At 60.6% G+C, this 14,884-nt stretch carries 12 protein-coding genes; 2 read left to right on the top strand and 10 right to left on the bottom strand.

The features are described from left to right. Positions 1–32: 32 nt before the first annotated feature. The 5 genes from C5F70_RS09075 to C5F70_RS09055 form a co-directional block, all read right to left on the bottom strand. Positions 33–1,112, bottom strand: coding sequence for a polyamine ABC transporter substrate-binding protein (locus C5F70_RS09075; RefSeq protein ID WP_104903139.1), 1,080 nt, complete (start codon positions 1,110–1,112; stop codon positions 33–35). 60 nt (positions 1,113–1,172) lie between these two features. Further along, on the bottom strand, positions 1,173–1,514 hold the full coding sequence (locus tag C5F70_RS09070; protein WP_104903138.1) for a cupin domain-containing protein: 342 nt from the start codon (positions 1,512–1,514) through the stop codon (positions 1,173–1,175). A 26-nt stretch (positions 1,515–1,540) separates the two neighbouring features. Further along, positions 1,541–2,947, bottom strand: a complete 1,407-nt coding sequence (locus tag C5F70_RS09065) for an FAD-binding oxidoreductase (protein WP_104903137.1) — start codon at positions 2,945–2,947, stop codon at positions 1,541–1,543. Positions 2,948–3,115: 168 nt separating this feature from the next. After that, the gene (locus C5F70_RS09060; protein WP_104903136.1) at positions 3,116–3,544 is read right to left on the bottom strand and encodes a hypothetical protein; all 429 of its coding nucleotides are present in this window, start codon (positions 3,542–3,544) and stop codon (positions 3,116–3,118) included. Positions 3,545–3,626: 82 nt separating this feature from the next. Next, the gene (locus tag C5F70_RS09055) at positions 3,627–4,454 is read right to left on the bottom strand and encodes an AraC family transcriptional regulator (RefSeq protein ID WP_102617472.1); all 828 of its coding nucleotides are present in this window, start codon (positions 4,452–4,454) and stop codon (positions 3,627–3,629) included. 257 nt (positions 4,455–4,711) lie between these two features. Here C5F70_RS09055 and C5F70_RS09050 point away from each other — a divergent pair, with 257 nt between their 5' ends. Further along, positions 4,712–4,984 (top strand): DUF1652 domain-containing protein, encoded by a 273-nt coding sequence (locus C5F70_RS09050; RefSeq protein WP_017845703.1) that lies wholly within the window; start codon positions 4,712–4,714, stop codon positions 4,982–4,984. A 92-nt stretch (positions 4,985–5,076) separates the two neighbouring features. Here C5F70_RS09050 and C5F70_RS09045 read toward each other — a convergent pair whose 3' ends face one another. Then, positions 5,077–7,521, bottom strand: a complete 2,445-nt coding sequence (locus C5F70_RS09045) for a UvrD-helicase domain-containing protein (RefSeq protein ID WP_104903135.1) — start codon at positions 7,519–7,521, stop codon at positions 5,077–5,079. A 218-nt stretch (positions 7,522–7,739) separates the two neighbouring features. Between C5F70_RS09045 and C5F70_RS09040 the strand changes: the two genes are divergently transcribed. After that, entirely contained in the window at positions 7,740–8,435 is a 696-nt protein-coding gene (locus C5F70_RS09040; protein WP_057004051.1) for a pirin family protein, read from the top strand. Between the two features lie 55 nt (positions 8,436–8,490). On the opposite strand, the gene pgm is transcribed toward C5F70_RS09040, so the two are convergent. From pgm to C5F70_RS09020, 4 genes are all read right to left on the bottom strand, one after another. Then, complete coding sequence (gene pgm, locus C5F70_RS09035) at positions 8,491–10,137, bottom strand: phosphoglucomutase (alpha-D-glucose-1,6-bisphosphate-dependent) (protein WP_104903134.1); 1,647 nt, start codon at positions 10,135–10,137, stop codon at positions 8,491–8,493. A gap of 104 nt (positions 10,138–10,241) precedes the next feature. Next, a complete protein-coding gene (locus C5F70_RS09030) occupies positions 10,242–11,648 on the bottom strand; it encodes a PLP-dependent aminotransferase family protein (RefSeq protein WP_104903133.1) in 1,407 nt (468 codons plus the stop codon). 35 nt (positions 11,649–11,683) lie between these two features. Then, positions 11,684–13,120, bottom strand: a complete 1,437-nt coding sequence (locus C5F70_RS09025; RefSeq protein WP_104903132.1) for a hypothetical protein — start codon at positions 13,118–13,120, stop codon at positions 11,684–11,686. A 705-nt stretch (positions 13,121–13,825) separates the two neighbouring features. Next, positions 13,826–14,848 (bottom strand): zinc-dependent alcohol dehydrogenase family protein, encoded by a 1,023-nt coding sequence (locus tag C5F70_RS09020; protein WP_104903131.1) that lies wholly within the window; start codon positions 14,846–14,848, stop codon positions 13,826–13,828. Positions 14,849–14,884 lie beyond the last annotated feature (36 nt).

Here is a 14,884-nt window from a genome sequence, read left to right as displayed (position 1 = left end):
GGAGGGGGCTAGCCCTCTCCCACATCAGTTCTTCAGCGCCCGGTACGAATGGTGTTCCACACCCGCGTGCGAACCCGGTCGATATTCAGCGGCATCGCTTCCAGCGCGAACAACTTGCCCATCATTTCCGCGCTTGGGTAGATCTTGGTATCGGCCTTGATTGCCGGGTCCACCAGGCTGTCCGCCGCACTGTTGCCGTTGGCGTAATGAACGGAGTTGGTGATGTCGGCCATCACTTGGGGCTCCAGCAAGTAGTTCATGAAGGCATACCCGGCCTTTTCATCCGGGGCGTCGGCGGGCATGGCCACCATGTCGAACCAGATCGCGGCGCCTTCCTTGGGGATCTGATAGCCGATGTTCACGCCATTCTTGGCTTCCTTGGCGCGGCTTTCGGCTTGCAGCACGTCGCCGGAGAAACCGACGGCCACGCAGATGTCGCCATTGGCCAGGTCGCCGGTGTATTTCGAGGAATGAAAGTACGCCACGTAGGGGCGAACTTTCATCAGCAGCGCCTCGGCTTTCTTGTAGTCCTCAGGCTTCTTGCTGTGGGGTGGCAGCCCCAGGTAATTCAGAGCGATCGGCAACAATTCCGGGCCATTGTCGAGGATGGCCACCCCGCATTTGCTGAGCTTTTGCATGTATTCGGGCTTGAAGATTAGGTCCCAGGAATTCACTGGCGCGTTATCGCCCAACACCGCCTTGACCTTGTCGACGTTGTAGCCGATGCCGGTGCTGCCCCACAGGTACGGGAAGCCGTGGGCGTTGCCCGGGTCGTTGTTTTCCAGGGCCTTGAGCAGCACCGGGTTGAGGTTCTTCCAGTTGGGCAATTGGCTCTTGTCGAGCTTCTTCAGGGCGCCGCCCTGGATCTGCCGCGCCATGAAGTGGTTGGAGGGAAACACCACGTCATAGCCGGAGTTACCGGTCATCAACTTGCCATCGAGGGTTTCGTTGCTGTCGTACACGTCATAGCTGAAACCGATGCCGGTTTGTTTCTGGAAGTTCTTCGTGGTGTCCGGCGCAATGTAGCTCGACCAGTTGTAGATCTTCACCGTCTCGGCGGCCTGGCTGACAGAGGCCACCAACATCAAGGGCAACAGGGCAATGGCTTTCATGGTTCGATTTCCTGGCGGTTTTAGGGCTGTTTTTATGGCAGGCGATCAAGGATCAAAGCGTTACAGGATCAATACATAGGTCTTGCGCACGGTTTCCTGGATATCCCAGGTTCCGCTGCTGTTAGCCGGCAACATCAGTGCATCGCCGGCTTGTAGGTGGACGATTTCACCGTTGTCAGGGGTGAAAGTGCAGCGGCCCTGGATAAAGTGGCAAAACTCCTGGGCTTTGATCTGCCGGCGCCAGCGGCCGGGGGTACAGGCCCAGATACCGGTTTCGACGCCGTCGCTGCGCTCGACGCTCAAGCTTGACGCCACGGCGATCGGCTCGCCCAGGGGCACGGCGACCGGTGACGAATCCGGCAGGTGGGCATTCAGCGCGTCTTTGAATTGAGTGATGCTCATGGGGCTACCTGTGTGAGTGGAACGGCTCAGTGCATGAAACTTTCCATGAACCCGGCCACGCCGATCGCCAACTTACGGCGCCAGGGCGCGGTATTGGGATTGGCCAATACCTGGTCTTCATGGACAAAACTGCGAATGATCGCGTTGTAGCCCAGCCAGCGGCACGGCTCCGGCTCCCAGGCCTTGAGCGCCTCCAGGCCACGCTCGCGGATCACCCAGGGTTGATGGGTCAACGGCGTCTCCTGGCCCAGGATCAGGTCGGCCAGGGTGCGGCCGCCCAGGTTCGTGGCACCGACGCCCTCCCCGCCGTAGCCGCCGGACAGCGCGATGCCGGTGGCGTGATGGCAGAGCATGTGCGGCCGGAACTGGCGCGACATGCCAAGGTTGCCGCCCCAGGAGTGGGTAATCCGCACGTTTTTCAACTGTGGGAACAACTCGCCGAACAGGTAGCGACGCAGCGCCACTTCGCTGTCGGTCAAATCGAAGTCGTGGCGCAATTTGCCAGCAAACTGATAACCGCCACGGGCACCGAACACCAGACGGTTGTCGGCCGAGCGCTGGCCATAGGTGACCTGGCGGCTGCTTTCGCCGAAGGCCTGGCCATGCCTCAGGCCGATTTCGTCCCAGGTGCTGGCGGGTAATGGCTCGGTGGCGACGATCAGGCTTTGCACCGGCAGTTGGTAGCGACCCAACGGCGCCAAGGTGGTCGCGTAGCCCTCCACGGCCGGCACCACCCAGGCGGCACGCACGCCGGCCTTTGCAGTGCGCAGGCGGCCGGACTGCCAATGGGTGACGGGCGAGTTTTCGTAGATCTTGACGCCCATGCGTTCCACCACCCGCGCCAGGCCGCGGACCAACTTGGCTGGGTTGATCGTCGCCACATGGGGCGCATAAACCGCGCCAAAGGGCTTGGCGATTCGCAGTTGCTCAGCCAGTTGTTGCGGGCTCAGCCAGCGGTAGTCGGCCTCGGTGAGGCCTTGGGCGTAGAGCTTGTCCAGATAAAGGCGCAGGCTGCTTTCCTGCTCGGGGTAACGCGCGGCGCAGTACAGGGCGCCGCCCTTGCGGTAGTCGCAGTCGATGCCTTCGCGGGCCAGCACCTGCGCCACTTCGTCGGGAATGCCGTGCAGCAGGTCAAACGAAGCACGCCGCTGCTCGGGCGTGAGGCCGGCGAGTAAACGGTCTTCCCCCAACAGGTTGCCCATCAACCAGCCGCCATTGCGCCCGGACGCGCCGAAACCGGCGGTTTGCGCCTCGATGATCGCAATGTTCAGCTCGGGCGCCTGGCGCTTGAGGTAATACGCGGTCCACAGACCGGTGTAACCGGCGCCGATGATGGCCACGTTGACGTCCAGGTCGTGCTCCAGAGACGGCCGCGCCAGCAGCGGGTCGTCCAACTGGTCCATCCATAAACTGATAGTGCGCCATGCCGGCATGCCAGGTTCCCCTACCTCGTTTCGATAGGCTGGATCCTAGAGCGGGATGTCAGGGGCTGTCTTGCGCGCGTGCACGCAGGGAAATGTTGGCGCGACCTGCTGCCCCGTCAACGCCGAATGATTGGCGCTAACCGACGCGGGCAGAGGCTGCGGGGCCGACTATTTATTCTACCCCTTGAAGGCGTACTGGACGTTTACGATAGTCGTTCGACCGCCAACACTGAACTCACAACTCACTACCCCGAATAACTGTTTAAGGGGGATGCTCCTGGTGAGCGACACCTCGCCTTTGTCAGCTGTATAGCTGTTACCGGTTTGATGGTCGACGTAAATAACATCTTTAACACTCTCCCCGCCCACCTGGTATTTACCCGTCGAAATGGTGGGCGGTGTGAGTTGCACTTGAACCGCTTCGAATTTATCCGGGTTCTCGTCAACGGTTCGGGCACCGAAAAACCTCAGCGCACCGTCTTGCTCATCCATATACACACGGTCCGCTTGAAAGGTGTGACCCGTTCCGTCGATGTTAATGATTCCGTCCATGCGGCCTTCACTCTCTGGACCGTTCGGGTGAGCGGATTTATTGTGCTTAGACATAGCGACACTCCAACTGAAAGAAAAGATGCCTGGGCATTACACTACGAATCCGCGAATGAAAAACCTGTCGAACATGACAGGTTTAACCCACATCTTTTTTATTGCCAGTTGATCTAGCCGACTCGCCCTCAAAGCGCCCTTTAATGTAAGCCTTCGGCGTCAGGCCGGTGTGCTGGCGAAAAGCGCTATAAAACGCCGATAACGAATTGAACCCCGCCGCATAGGCCAGGTCGTCCACGCGTATGGGCGGCCTGGCTTTATCCAGCGCAGCCAGCAAATGCACGAGCCGAGCCTGATTGACATAGCGATAGAAGGTTTGCCCGAGGACTTGATTGAGCAAGTAGGAAATCTGATTGCGACTGTAGCCGCACTCTTTGGCGACCCGTTGCAGGTCCAACTCCGGGTCCAGGTAGGGTTGTTGCTGCTGGAAGTAGTGCTGCAGGTCGTTGGCCATATGCCCTAGTTGCTGGGGCGACAGGCCCAGGCGGCTGACGCTCGGGCGCGTGGTTGGGGGGCTGTGTTCATGCACCAGTGACGCATATTCGTTGACCCGCCAGATCAGCCCGTCGCGCACGGTGATGGCCTCACTGGTACGGAACGACACCAGGCCCTGCCCGCCGCGCAGGGTGATGCGGTACTGGATGAACGCGGTGTCGCCATCGGCGCGAATGCGGTCCATGTGCTCGATGGCCTCGTCGGGCCCGCGCGGCATGCTGGCTTGCAGGTACTCGCGCAGTTCGGCGTAGCCGACGACGCGGTTCTGGAAGAAGTCGTGGTACTGGATGTGCGGATGGTAGTAAGACATCACGCCATCCAGGTCGCGATGACGCCAGCACAGGTGGTGGCGCGTCACTAGCTCGCGCGTGGCGTGGGTGTGCTGGCAATCATCGTCCGCGGCGGTGTGGGGCATGCATGGCTCTACGACGGGTAAAAGGTGGAGGTTGCCGAATTTCAGCGCTGCCATCAATGGCCGACGGCAACTTCTGACTAATGGCCTTTTGCCCAGCCTTTAGCAAGACATGACACACGTCAAGCTATAGGAAAAGAACCGCCGAACGGGGTGAAAAAACTGCCCTTGCATTTATGAACGAATGCTATTTTTACACTCTCACTCGCTGTGACCAGTGACGGTCATGGCCCCCTGCCGCGAGCTAAAGGAAGCGCTCAATGAACAAGGTGGGCAACATGAACAAAGTGACATTCCCCAACGCCTGCCAGCTGATGCGCTGGCATTTCCATCCCATGGGCTTCGAAGGGAGCATGGACGCTCCCGGCAGTATGGTCGCGCGTCTGTTCGACCGCGCCAGCGGCGAGACGCTGATCGCCATCGCCGGCATCCCCTGCGCCACCGTGATGAATGCTACCGATGTAGAGCGCATCATCGAAGCGGTGGAAGCGGAGCTGGAGTGTTTTGTGCCGCCACATTTGTTAAGGGCTTGAACACGACCAGCGGTGCGCCAGTCGAGCGGTCTATCGACTGATGCACCGCTATTGCGGGCAAGCCCCTACATAGGGCCTGCGCCAGACAGTGCTTAGCGCTGATCGTCAAAGAACGCTTTCCTGGCGTCGACCCGCTCCGAGGCCTTCGGCACATTCACGGCCTGGCCCTCGGGTTTTTCCACATACCAGTAGCAATGGCTGACCGCGCGGGTAATGCCGACATACGCCAGGCGCAGCACTTCGTCTTTTTGCGCGTTGTCGTAGGGTTCAGTGTCGCCGGCCTTGCCCAGGCCCGCCATGCGGTACACCTGGTTCTTGTACGGCGAACGGGTGACGTGCTGGCAATCCCCAAGCAGGAACACCGCATCCGCCTGCAGGCCTTTGGCGCTGTGATAGGTCAATTGTTTGAGCTTGCGCGCCGCGGGCGGCAAGCTAGAATCCACATTAACTACAGACTGAATATGCTCATTAATCAATAACTTATCGCTACTTTTTCGATACAGCATTAACACCGAATCGCCCTTTTGATAGTGCTCCTGCAGGCGCCGGCCCAAGGCCGCATCGTCGCGTTCCAGTACCGTGACGGGCACCAACGCCTTGGGTGTGCCGCTGGCCTTGGCCTTCTTGCCGGGGATCGCCGGCGCGGCGCGCACAATGTGTTCGGCGGCATCGATGATGTGCTGATGGCTGCGATAGTTCTCGCCGAGCATGACGCGGGTGGTACTCGGTGCCGGGAATTCCTGGTTGAACTGCATGAAGTACTTCGGCGAACTGCCGCGCCAGCCATAGATTGACTGCCAGTCATCCCCTACGCACAGCAGTGACGAATGCTGGGCGCCGCGTCCTACATGCATGGCTGGCCCACGGCTGCGGATTTCACGCAGGCTGGCGCGCAGCCAGGAGACGATCTGCGGCGAGACGTCCTGGAACTCGTCGATCATCAGGTGTGACAGCGGCCGCAACAGAGGGTCGCTGAGCAACTTGAGGTTTTCCGGGGTGTTTTCGCCAAACAGCGAGAACATGCGGTTGTAGGTCATGATCGGCGGCGACTGGTCGAGCAGATGATCTTCCAGAGCTTTCCAGAAAATGCTCAAGGCCTCGAAGAAGCAGCGGTCCGGATCGTCTTTGGCGAAGCTCATCTGGCCCACGGCACTGGGCACGTCCAGACCGAGGTTCTCGATGAAACCTGCGGCCATGACAAAACAGTCCAGCAACGGCGCCGACGCCAGCTCGCCTTTGACCTTGTAATCGAACCCCGGCCCCGCACTGGCATCACCGGCCAGGCTGCTTAAAAGACGCTTGGACGACTCGTAACTATCAAGCCATATCAAAGGCTTACGGCAGAATGCTTGAAACAGGGTGCGCTTGACCGCCCATTCTGCACGCACCGACAGCTTGGCATTGGGGCGGCTGAGCTGGGCGTTTTCCCGCGAATCGAAGCCCAGCACGACCCAGGCATCCAGCTCGGGAATATAGCCATGGCAATGGAATTGCGCGCCATTGATCTCCACGGTCTGGCGACTCGGCTCGATCCCTTTGATCGGCCAGGCGCCCGCGCGAAACCACAGGTCTTCAATCACGTCACACAGCTCTTCATCGCGCTTGGCGGCCAGTTCTGTCACGGCCATGCGCTTCTGCACGTCCGGGTGATCACGCTCCAGCTCCTTGAGCTGCAAACCATGGCGCGCCAGCGGTGCAATCAGTTCGCGAAAGCGCGCGTGCTGGCCGTACAGCCGGTGGTAGCAGGCGTTCATCTGCTGGCGTTGCGCCTCGTTGAGGCGCAGGTCGAACGGGTTGCTGTCTGCGTCCTCGAAGCCCGCACTGAGGTTCTCGAACGCCTGCAGCCGCTCGAAGCCCGGCAGGCTGCGCACCATCGGCAGGATGCGCGAGTGAAAGGTCCGCACCACGGCCTGGGCTTCTTTGATATCAAGGGGTTGCCCCCACAAGCTGAGCACTTCCATGAGCTTGTTGATGAAGTCCTTGCGCGACTCACGGGTGAACGTCACCACGGTCATCGAGCTCAGCTCAAAACCCAGGTAATGGGTGAGCAGCAGGATACGCAACACCAGCGAGGTGGATTTGCCCGCACCGGCACCGGCAATCACCGAGGTGGACGGCGTGTCGCTGAAGATCATCTTCCATTGGGCGGCGCTGGGCTGCGCGTGAGCCGGCAGCAAGCGTGCCACATCGGCCTTGATGCGTTTTTTCAGATCGGCCGTGAGGGGCAGCCGCCAATCATCGAACAGGTTGTCATCCACCCCCGGCGCACGGTGTTCTTCCGGGCGGAAGTCGCGAATCAGCAGGACCTGCCGGCCTTCTTCGATGCCGTCGGCCTTGCCCTCGCGATAGCCGTACTCCACACCCGCCTCGTGCCCACTGCGAAAACCGTCGGCCTGCCCATGCAGCCAGGAGAACCGGTGTTGCGCGCGCAAGCGGGTCAAGCCATGCCCGAACAAGCGGGCGGCGAGCCGTTTCAACCATGGCATTTCGGCCAGGGGGCGCAATTCAGGGGGCAGATCAGGCTGTTGTTGCGGCACGCGGACTCCTGCGATGAGCTGGGTGTTGACGAGTGCGCCATGGTCGCCGGAATCGCCGCGCAGTTCCAGCCAATTGCTTTGCTGTCATGCAGTTAGGCGATGAAGTGAAAGTCAAAGCATCCGAAACCAATCCAATTGATCGATAGGAATAAGGCATTTTTTACGCTTTTTATCGATCATGCACTGTTGGATGATGACCCCATCAACTGGAGACGATCATGCTCGAATTACGACCTTTCACCGCCCTGGGCGGCGCCCATCATGGCTGGCTTGACGCCCATCATCACTTTTCATTCGCTGAGTACCACGATCCCCAGCGCATGCACTGGGGCAACCTGCGGGTCTGGAACGACGACATCATCGCGCCCGGCACCGGGTTTCCCCAGCACCCGCATCGCGACATGGAAATCATCACCTATGTACGCGAAGGCGCCATCAGCCATGCCGACAACCTCGGCAACAAGGGCCGCACCGAGGCGGGTGACGTGCAGGTCATGAGCGCCGGCACCGGGATTGCCCACAGCGAATACAACCTGGAAGCCACCCCCACCAAGATTTTCCAGATCTGGATCATCCCCAACGAAGCCGGCCTGCCGCCGTCATGGGGCGCCAAGCCGTTTCCGAAAGGTGACCGCGAAGGGTTTGTGACCCTGGCCAGCGGCAAGGCCGGTGACAGCGAGAGCCTGCGCATTCGTGCGGATGCGCGCCTGGTGGCGGCCAACCTGAAAGCCGGGGAAACTGCCGAATACCGCCTGGACAGCGGGCGTCGCGCCTACCTGGTGCCGGCGACGGGGGTGATTGAGGTCAATGGCTTGCGCGCGCACGCGCGAGACGGTGTCGCGGTGGAAGATGAACAGCTGTTGCGCGTGACCGCGATAGAAGACAGCGAGATCGTGCTGGTCGACCTGGCCTGATCTCGAGGCGAAATGTAGGCGCGGGCTGACCCGCGCCTCCATTGACTGAGGCGTGTCAGCCAGCGCTGATTGCAGCGTCAACCAGTACCTGCGCCTCTTGCACCAGTTGCTTGAGGTGATCTTCACCGATGAAGCTCTCGGCGTAGATCTTGTAGATGTCCTCGGTGCCCGATGGCCGTGCGGCGAACCAGCCGTTTTCGGTCATGACTTTCAAACCGCCGATCGCCTGGTTGTTGCCCGGCGCATGGCTGAGGATCTGCTGGATGCGCTCCCCGGCCAGTTCGGTGGACGTCACCTGCTCCGGCGACAGTTTGCCCAGCAACGCCTTCTGCGCCGGGGTGGCCTTGGCGTCGACGCGAATCGCGAACGGTTCGCCCAGAGCGTCGGTCAGGCCACGGTAGATCTGGCTGGGGTCCTGGCCTTTGCGCGAGGTCATTTCTGCCGCGAGCAACGCCGGGATCAAACCGTCCTTGTCGGTGCTCCACACGGTGCCGTCCTTGCGCAGGAACGAAGCGCCAGCGCTTTCCTCACCGCCAAAACCCAGCGAACCGTCGAACAGACCGTCGGCAAACCACTTGAAGCCGACCGGCACTTCGTACAGGCGCCGTCCGATACGCGCCGCGACGCGATCGATCAAGCCGCTGCTGACCACGGTCTTGCCCACGGCCGCATCGGCGCGCCAGCCGGGACGGTTCTGGAACAGGTAGTCGATGGACACGGCCAGGTAATTGTTCGGCGCCAACAGGCCGCCGGACGGGGTGACGATGCCGTGGCGATCGTGGTCCGGGTCGCAGGCGAAGGCCACGTCGAAACGTTCCTTGAGTCCGATCAAGCCCTGCATGGCGTAGCTGGACGACGGGTCCATGCGGATCTGGCCATCCCAGTCGACGCTCATGAAGCGGAAGGTCGGATCGACTTCGGTGTTGACCACGTCCAGGTTCAAGCGGTAGTGCTCGGCAATCGCCGACCAGTAGCGCACCCCGGCGCCGCCCAGCGGATCGACGCCCAAACGCAGGTCGGCGCTGCGAATGGCGTCCATGTCGATCACATTGATCAGGTCGGCCACGTAGCTGTTGAGGTAGTCATGGCGATGGGTGGTGTCGGCTTTGAGCGCCTGGGCGTGGGTGATGCGTTTGACCCCGGCCAGCCGATTGGCCAGCAGCTCGTTGGCCTTGGCCTCGATCCATTTGGTGACGTGGGTATCGGCCGGACCGCCGTTGGGCGGGTTGTACTTGTAGCCGCCGCTTTGCGGCGGGTTGTGGGACGGCGTGATGACAATGCCGTCGGCCAGGCCGCTGGTGCGACCGCGGTTATAGCAGATGATGGCGTGGGAAATGGCCGGGGTCGGCGTGTATTCATCGCCCTCGGCGAGCATCACATGCACACCGTTGGCCGCCAGGACTTCCAGCGCGCTGGCCCCCGCAGGCGTCGACAATGCATGGGTGTCGAGGCCGACGAACAACGGCCCGTCGATGCCTTGGGCTTCGCGGTACAGGCAGATGGCCTGGCTGATAGCGAGCACATGCCATTCGTTGAAGCTCAGTTCGAACGAGCTGCCCCGGTGCCCGGAAGTCCCGAACGCGACGCGCTGGGTGGAGATCGCTGCATCAGGCTGACCGGTGTAATAGGCCGTAACCAGTCGCGGGATATCTACCAGCAACTGGGCTGGCGCCGGCTTGCCCGCAAAAGGACTGATTGTCATGCATAAACCTCGGAAAGAAGGATTCGGAAAAAATGACAGTTTACTGAGAGTTGGACTGCCGCGCGATGTTATAGATCCCACACCAGCAAGAGATTTTTCACACGCTAGGCGCTCTGCGCCTGCAGCAAGGCCAGCGCCAGCGCATCCAATGCCGCGTCCAGGTTCGGGTGCCCGTTGAACGCATGGCTCAGCCGTAGTTGCTGATGATGCAAGCCACTGAGGCTGAACAATTCCCCCGGGGCAATCACCACCTGTTGCGCCAGCAGGCGCTGGAACACCTGGCGCATGTCCACCGGCGCCGACGCGTGCAGCCAGAAACTCGCCCCTGCCAGCGGCATGCGGTAAGTCACCCGCCCTGCCAGGCGCTGATCCATGCGCTGGCTCATGGCGTCGGCCTGCTCACGCAGGCGCTGGCGCAATGTCTGCAGGTGCTGGTCCAGCCGCCCGCTTTGATACAGGTGGGCAATCGCGCGTTGACGGATCGACGACAGGCGAAACGAACGCAGCAGGAACTGGCGCTGCAGCTCACTGCTCAGGTGGCGTGACAGTACATAGCCGAACGGTGCTTCCGGGCCGAGTACTTTTTCGAACGACGAGAATACGATCAACCGTTCGGGGTTGACCTGGTTGCGCAGCGCCGTGTGGTTCTGCGCAAAACCCAACTCGCCAAAGGTGTCATTCTCCAGCAGCCAGCAGCCATATTCTTCGAGCAACTGAGCCACCCGCAAGCGCTCATAGTTGAGCATGACGTTGCCCGACGGCATGCCCACCACCGACGATAGCAGCACCAAGTGGACGGGTTCATGGCGCAACAGGTGTTCGAGCCGCGCCAGGTCCAGGCGACCGTCGACCTGCCAGGGCAACTCAATGACGCGCACGCCGGCAGCCTGCAGCAGGCGCAGTATTAACCAGTCGCAGGGGGACTCGACCAATACCGCGGCGCCCTTGAGACCCAGTACATCAATGAGTATTTCCAATACACCGCGCAGATCGGCACCGATGTAGACGTCATCGGCCTGCCAGCAGCGGGTCGGCGATGAGGTGTAACGCGCCGCCAACGCGGCGCGCAGCTCCCAGACGCCGCAAGGCTGCGACCAGGGTTGCAGTTGGCGTGGGTGACGGCGCACCAGTTGGCGTTCGAGCATCAGCAATGCGCCGTCCAGCGCTCCCAGCAGCGCCGGTTCATCGCCGCTGAGTACCACCATTCCGGGCCGCCGCGCCGCCGCATACAGGCGCTCCAACAGATCGGCGCCCGCCGCCATCAGCGGATTGGCTGCCACGGGCCAGGCGAAATAACCCGATTTGGCCACCGAATACACCCGCCCTTCCTTTTCCAACAGGGAGTACGCGTATTGAATCGTCGAGATCGACACATTCAGGCGCGTCGCCAACTGCCGCAAAGAAGGCAGTTTGACGGGCATGTCCAGGCTGACTTCGTTGATCAGGTTGATCATGTAGCGGTACACCGCCTGGTAGGCGAAATCCGCCTGCCGCTCACCTCGCAGGTTCATGACTGTCTACCTGGACGCACACACCGGCGCACCGCCTAGCGCCCGAACAACTGAAACGCCCGCGCCTCGGCGTTGGTCTGCAGACGTGCGGCGCGGCGCTTGCGCGCATCGGCGCCCTGTTCAACCGCCAACGGGCGCTTGCGGTAAAGGTGCTGGAGCAGAGGCAGCGGCAAGCCGCTGGTGTCGATCGCCCATTGCTGCAGCATGTCGGCAGCCGGCTTGCCCTGGAGTACCTTGTGCAACTCGGGGAGTGCCACCAGCATGCCGGGATGGCATTGACGCAGATAACCCTCCAACCGCTCACCATGATGGATGAAGGGCGAGAACAGCAAACAGGTCAATTGGGCCTCCTCCAGGCCAAAGAACTCTTGGGCGTAGGCCGTCGACTGCACACGCCCTTCCCCACCGCAGGCCTCTGCGATCAAATGTTCAGGAATTTGCCGGTGACACAGGTAGTCCATCGCCTGGCGCAGAAAACCCGCCACGCCGTCCTCGTAGGACAGCTCGCGCAGGCACTGGGCCTGCACCCCGCGCAGGTGAGCCATCAGCAGCGGGTTGGGGTAGGCCGGATGGCTGAAGTGAAAACCAAACGGATCGGGGACGTAGCCCAGGAAGTCGCTGAGCAGAGGGGTTGAAGCAATGTCGACGTTGTTAAGCAGGTCGGCGATACCAATGTAGGCCAAATGGCGGTGCCCACCCCGGCCGGGGCTCTCATGGGCAACGTATTGCTCGCCATAGAGGTCTTGATAACAGCCGTTGCTCCACTCCTCCATGCGCGCGAACAACCCGGTGAGCGAGGCCGGCTTGCCCGGCGCAGTGCTGACGCCGGCCGCTTGGGCCGCCTTTTTCAACCACGCCAGGTACTGGCTCTGCTTGCGCGGTGAATCACCGCTGACCAGCGCATGCACCCCTCCGTTCCAGGTGGTGACACGCTGGTAAAAATCCCCCAGGGACAGGTAAGTATCGTTACACAACGTCGCGCGAATATCCCCGGAGGTCAGGTGCCCCACCATCAGCATATTGCGCTGGCTGACCTCCCGGCCCGCACCTGAGGCCGGGCGCTGGTGGTTGAACGGCTGCACTACCTGGTTTTCCACCATCAGCAGCTCAACCCGCGGGTCGTCGTGGAAAAACAGTGTGCTGTAGCCACGCTGCAGGCTATCCAGCGTGGCCTGGGTCATGCCGGCATGTCGGAGCGTCGCCACACGCAAGTTGAAAGTCCTGGGCGCGCGGCCCGCGATAGTCAGTTGCGCCGCACGCAGCAGTGCCAGGGTATAGCTGCTGACTTCGCCGCCCCCATGGGCAACCAACACTTTGTAATCGCCCACTTGTTCCATGCCGCCGGCAGCCACGACAATTCGCTGAATCAATAATTGAAGTGCGGTACGTTCGGCGCGCGTGAAGTGCCCGACCAAACGTTGCAGAACTTGCTGATAAACATAGTTCATGGCTTGTTCGTGAATTGCGCTCATAGTTCTACTACCTGAGTTGAAATATCAGTTCCAAGTAACTGCCGAGGTTATTTGCTCGACCCATTAGATGCGTAGGAATGTCGTCACACCGCGTGGCGTAACGATAAATAAACCTTAGCACGCCGTAACAATTCGACAGGGAACGCCAATTGTGTGCCCTTCGCGCCGCCTCTCCTTGAGACCCTTGCGCCAGGGCGTCCTGACTACCCTAGGACCGTTCCGACAATGCCCTACACCGGCTTAAGCAGGAAACTAAGGATGCATCCGACATAAAGAAAAGATCCAGTTTAACCAATCAAACTTCAATAAATTGGAGTTACCTAACCCAACAGCTGCACCCTGTCTCGCAGGCAAGCATCGCGATAATTTAATTTCATATGTATCAGGCCGGAACGTCAGACATTCAATCATTGCTCAATCCTTGAGATGAGAGTGAAGTCACGATTATCGGCACTGGCATAATGATTAACAGATACAGAACGCCGCAAGAAACCAGTTCAGATGGCAATTGGGCAAGCCGTTGATTACGTGCACACACAGATGCCGCGCTGGAATACAGCGCGGCATCGGGGGGAAAGCTCGTGTTTTGCGGGGCCTGGCGCCCTGACGGCGGCTTAAACGCCGCGAGGGTTAAGCCCTGACAAATGGCGCATTTGCCCCATCCGTTCAGACGCCGGAGTATTCATTTGCGAATACTCCTACAGCTCAAACAGCTTCAACCTGCAATGCGACGCGCTCACGGCACGGGCATTCGTCCATGTAGCGGTGCGCTTCGACGAACTGGCTGAATGGAAACACGGTGGTTTTCAGCGGGACCAGCACGCGGTCGGCGGTCATCTGGTTGATGTCGCGCAACGCGCGCTGCAATGCCACTTGGTCCTGGATGATGCCCAGCTCCGGTTTGCCGGTGAAGTTGCCGATGCAATGCACAAAGAACTGAATATTCTTCTGGAACGCTGCACAGGCCGGGAATGGCGTCTGGTTGCCACCTTGCAGGCCATACAGCACCAGGCTGCCACGCGGCGCCAAGACATCACCGAGTAACGACATCTGCGGGCCGCCCAAGCCATCGAACACCACGTCAACGCCGCGATTATCAGTGAACTTGTTGATTTGCATGAGCAGGTCCTGCTCTTCGGTGACGATGACCTTTTCCGCCCCGAGGGACAGCAGGTACTCGCGCTCCGCGCTGTCCTTGGTCGCGGCAATCACACGCACACCCAAGGCCTTGCCCAGTTGCACAAAGGACGGGCCGGCGCAGTGGCTCGCGTCGGTCACCAAGGCAAACTGGCCGGGTTTGACCCGCGCCAAGTCCACATATGCAAAATATGCAATCAACAGCGGCGTGTAATGCACGCTGGCTTCGATCGGGCTCAAGACATCCGGATAACGGGTCAACGCCGAACGGGGCAGGACGATTTGTTCGCCATACACCGGGTAATCATTGGGGCTCTCGGCGGGAAAACTGGCGACTTTATCGCCCACGGCCAAGTCATCCACGCCGTCGCCCAGGGCTACGACCACCCCGGCCATCTCGTGGCCAAGGCCGGACGGCAAACGTGCGTGGGAAGACGCCAGGTTCTGGCGCCACAAAATGTCATACCAACTGATGCCAATTGCCTCGACACGTATCTGCACTTCGCCCGGTGCAGGCTGCGCGGCTGCATGCTCTTCGCACTTGAGCACCTCAGCCGGACCAAACTTGTGAAAACGGATCGTGCGGGACATCGCAAACCTCGTCAAAGTAACCTCTATTGCCCTGAA

The organism is Pseudomonas sp. LH1G9 (assembly GCF_002949975.1).
Classification (GTDB): domain Bacteria; phylum Pseudomonadota; class Gammaproteobacteria; order Pseudomonadales; family Pseudomonadaceae; genus Aquipseudomonas; species Aquipseudomonas veronii.
The sequence above is the reverse complement of the archived record's forward strand: the minus strand, read 5'-3'. Positions and strand labels throughout refer to the sequence as shown.